The organism is Streptomyces sp. NPDC090442, from assembly GCF_044769405.1.
Taxonomy (GTDB): Bacteria; Actinomycetota; Actinomycetes; order Streptomycetales; family Streptomycetaceae; genus Streptomyces.
In genome coordinates this window covers 1-4287 of record NZ_JBIVXW010000084.1, presented here as the reverse complement: position 1 = coordinate 4287, position 4287 = coordinate 1, and the positions used below count along the sequence as shown (strand labels likewise).

The 4287-nt window shown below is 71.7% G+C and carries 2 protein-coding genes; one reads left to right on the top strand and one right to left on the bottom strand.

The annotated features are described in order from the left end of the window. Nucleotides 1-25 precede the first annotated feature (25 nt). Nucleotides 26-2149 carry a HelD family protein gene (locus ACIQU6_RS37835; protein WP_403486300.1) on the top strand — a complete coding sequence of 708 codons (2124 nt, stop codon included), beginning with the start codon at nt 26-28 and terminating at the stop codon, nt 2147-2149. 123 nt (nt 2150-2272) lie between these two features. Here ACIQU6_RS37835 and ACIQU6_RS37830 read toward each other — a convergent pair whose 3' ends face one another. Continuing rightward, nucleotides 2273-4180 (bottom strand): FG-GAP repeat domain-containing protein, encoded by a 1908-nt coding sequence (locus ACIQU6_RS37830; RefSeq protein ID WP_403486274.1) that lies wholly within the window; start codon nt 4178-4180, stop codon nt 2273-2275. Between the last annotated feature and the right edge of the window lie 107 nt (nt 4181-4287).

The window sequence follows — 4287 nt, the reverse complement described above, 5'->3', positions numbered from 1 at the left end:
CACCGAAAGCCCCAACCCGTCGCCCATCCACGCCGCTGACCAGGAGACCAAGCCCCCCGTCCCCGGTCAGGGCTCCGCGCCCGGCGCGCCCCCCGACCCGCTCCAGCGGGAGCGTGCGCACCTCGCCGCCTCCCGGGCCGCCCTGCGCGCCATGCGGGAGGACGCGCAGTCCCTGAACATCGCTAACGTCACCGCGAACTGGGTCAACGCCGAGGTCCTCCAGGGCGAGATCGACGCCCGCATCAAGGCGCTCGCCGACCTCTCCGGCACCCCGCTGTTCTTCGGCCGGCTCGACTACCTCCACGCCCCGGGCGTCGACCTCGCCGAGGGCGCCGACGGGGAGAACTTCTACGTCGGGCGCCGGCACGTGCACGACGCCGACGGCGACCCCATGGTCATCGACTGGCGCGCCCCGGTCTCCCAGCCGTTCTACCGGGCCTCCAAGCAGGACCCGATGGACCTCAAACTGCGCCGCCGCTTCGGCTACACCGGCGGCGAGTTGACCGCCTACGAGGACGAGCACCTGACCGACCCGGCCGAGGCCGAGACCACCAGTGCCCTCCTCCAGGCGGAGATCGAGCGCCCGCGCGTCGGCCCGATGCGGGACATCGTCGCCACCATCCAGCCCGAACAGGACGAGATCGTCCGGGCCGGTATCGGGGGCACGGTCTGCGTCCAGGGGGCGCCCGGCACCGGCAAGACCGCGGTGGGCCTGCACCGGGTCGCGTATCTGCTGTACGCCCACCGGGAGCGGCTGGCCCGCTCCGGCACCCTGGTGATCGGCCCGAACCGCTCGTTCCTCCGCTACATCGAGCAAGTGCTGCCCGCCCTGGGAGAGCTGGAGGTCAAGCAGGCCACGATCGACGACCTGGTCGGCCACGTGGAGGTGCGCGGCGCCGACGACGCGGCCGCGGCCACGCTCAAGGGCGACGCGCGGATGGCCGAGGTGCTGCGCCGGGCGGTCCGCTCGCACGTCACGGCGCCGCAGGAGCCCTGCGTGGTGGTCCGCGGCTCCCGCCGATGGCGCGTTCCGGCGTACGAACTGGAGGAGATCGTCCAGGAGTTGCGGGACCGCGACATCCGTTACGGCGCGGCCCGCGAGGCGCTGCCGCAGCGGATCGCGCACGCCGTGCTGGTCCGGATGGAGCAGGCGGGCGAGGCGCCCGATGACCGCGTGCAGGACGCGGTGGCCCGTAATGCCGCGGTGAAGGCGACGGTCAAGGCGATCTGGCCGCCGGTCGACCCGGCGAAGCTGGTGCTGCGGCTGCTGGGCGACGCGGACTTCCTCGCCGCACACGCCGAGGGGGTCCTCTCCGACGAGGAGCAGCGGACGATCCTGTGGGCGCCGCCCGGATCGGGGAAGAAGCCGCCGCGCAGCGTGCGGAGCGCCAAGTGGTCGGCCGCGGACGCGGTGTTGATCGACGAGGCGATGGACCTGGTGAGCCGCACGCACTCGCTGGGCCACGTGGTGCTGGACGAGGCGCAGGACCTGTCGCCGATGCAGTACCGCGCGGTGGGTCGCCGCTGCACCACGGGTTCGGCGACGATCCTGGGGGACATCGCCCAGGGCACCACCCCGTGGGCGACCGACACCTGGCGGCAGGCGCTGGCCCACCTGGGCAAGCCCGATTCCGCCGTGGAGGAGCTGACCCAGGGCTTCCGCGTGCCGCGCGAGGTCATCGGCTACGCGTCCCGTTTGCTGCCCGCGATCGCGCCCGACCTGAAGGAGGCCACCTCCATCCGCGAGTCGGCGGGCGACTTCGGGATCCGCGCGGTGCGGCCCGCGGACCTGGACGCGACGGTCCTGGCGGCCTGTCGGGACGCGCTGGCCAAGGAGGGTTCGATCGGCCTGATCGCGGCGGACGCGCGTATTCCGCTGCTGCGCGCGGCACTTGAGGAGGCCGGCGTCAACGCGCTGCCCCCGGGCGCGGAGACCTCGGCCGACGCCCGGCTGACGCTGGTGCCCGCCACTCTGGCCAAGGGCCTGGAGTACGACTACGTGGTGCTGGACGAGCCGGCCGCGATCGTGGCCGGCGAGCCGGACGAACGGACCGGCCTGCGCCGCCTGTACGTGTGCCTGACCCGCCCGGTCTCCGGCCTGACGATCGTCCACGCGGCGGCCCTGCCTGGTCAGTTGGGGAACGACTGACGGCGGGCCGACCGCGCCGGCCCGACGGCTCCTTCTGCGGCGGGGAGCCGTCGGGCGGCGCTCAAGCAGAAACGAACGCCCGGCACGGAACCGGGAGCGCGCGCCCGCCCCGCCGCCCTCCCCTCAGGAGAGGGTCTGGCCCGGATAGACCGAGATCCCCGTCTCCTCCCGCGGGGCGAACGGCGCCCTCCAGTTGCCGGTGCCGTGGTAGACGTACGCGTCGCCGTTGGACGAGGTGACCAGGAGGTCAGCCTTGCCGTCGTTGTTCGCGTCACCGATGCCGACCATCTGGGTGTAACCGCCCCAGCCGCCGCCGATCCGCCGACGGCCGTCGAAGTTGCCGTCGCCCTTGCCCAAGTACAGCCACAGCACACCGGACTTGTCCCGCGCCACCAGGTCACCGTGCGGGGCACCGGCCACGTCGCCGACCGAGGTGATCTGGTCGTAGGCGTTCCAGCCGCCGCCTACCTTCTCCCGCGGGGCGAACGGCGCCTTCCAGTTGCCCGTGCCCTTGTAGAGCCAGAGCACCCCGGCGGAGTCGCGGGCCAGCAGGTCGGCGCGGCCGTCGCCGTTGACGTCGCCGCCGCCGGTGAGCTGGGTGTAACCGCCCCAGCCGCCGCCGATCTTGACGCGGCCGTCGAAGTTGCCGTCCCCCTTGCCCAAGTACAGCCACAGCACACCGGACCCGTCCCGCGCCACCAGGTCACCGTGCGGGGCACCGGCCACGTCGCCGACGGCCGTGACCTGGTTGTAGGTGTCCCAACCGCCCCCGATCCGGACCGCGTCAGGGCTCTTCAACCGCCCGTCCTCGGGGTCGAGGTAGGTGTCCTTGCGCTCCATCTCGCCCCAACTGCTGCGGAGCAGCAGGTCCGGCGATCCGTTGTCGGAGTAGTCGTGCGGAGCGGGCGGGCGCGACACCGTGAAGGCGCCGCCCGCGTCGAGGGCCGGCCCGATGCCGTTGCGCGGCTTGGCCGTCAGCTTCCAGGTGTAACGGCCGTTGGGGGCCGCCTGATCGGGGGCGTAGGAGGGGCCGAGCAGGCCGTCCCAGTCCAGGTCGATCGGGACGGACTTCCAGGACTGCGGCACCAGGGGGTCGATCGGGATCTCGACCTCGCGCTGGGCGCCGGAGGCGGTATGGCGCAGGGTGACGGTCGCCGATTCGACAACGCGGGAGAGCTGCCAGTGCGCCTTCCACCGGCCGCCGTTCTTGTCCAGTTCGGCCACGACCGGAACCTCGGAGTCGAGCAGGGTGAGCTTTGTCGGCTCACCGGTGCCGGCGATCAGCTTGGCGACCGGCTTGCCGTCGGCCCCGGCGGAGATCTGGTAGAGGCCTTCGCCGTGCTCGACCGTGCCACCCATCGCCAGCAGGCCGCCGTCCGGCGTCGGCGTGACGGAGGAGGCGTGATCCATCACCGGGCGGCCCACGTAGCCGTCCACCGGCATCGCGTAGAGGCCCAGTGAAAAGCTGCTCCACCCCTCGTTGAGACGGCTGCGGCCCCCGTACAGCACCCAGTCGCCGACCAGACCCACCATCGGATCGAGCATGTTGGTGGAATGCGACGTCGACTTCTGGTTGTCGCCGTGCTTCTCAATCGTCAGTGTCCCGTTCTGACGGGTGTTGGACTCGGGCCCCATCACCGCCACGTGGGTGCCGGACAGCGCGACGCGCGAGCTGTCGGCGCCCAGGGTGTGGTGAGTGACCTTGGCTGAGGCCAGGTCGACCGCCACGAACTCGCTGAACATGTCGCCGATGGGGTCAACCGGCTTGTAGCGCAAGGCGACCGAGCCCGGGCCGCCCGCCACCGCGTCGATGTCCCGGGCCTTGAAGCGCATGCCGATGACCACCCGATCGGTCACCTTTCCGTCCACGCTCTCCAGGATGTGGGCTTCCACGGTCTTCCCGGTCTGCTTCACCGCGATCACCGACGTGCCGACGGTGCCCGCGTACGAGTAGCCGTACGTGGCGAGGTCTATGACGGCGGACGACCCGGTGGACATGTCGCGCAGGGTGATCTTCTTGGCGACACCCATGTACGGGTCATCCCCTAGGTGTTCTGTCCACGGAGGTTGGTGACAGGGGTCTCGGTCGAAAGACCTTGAAATGGGTGAGGGCCTGCTGGCCTGGTGTGGATTGCGAG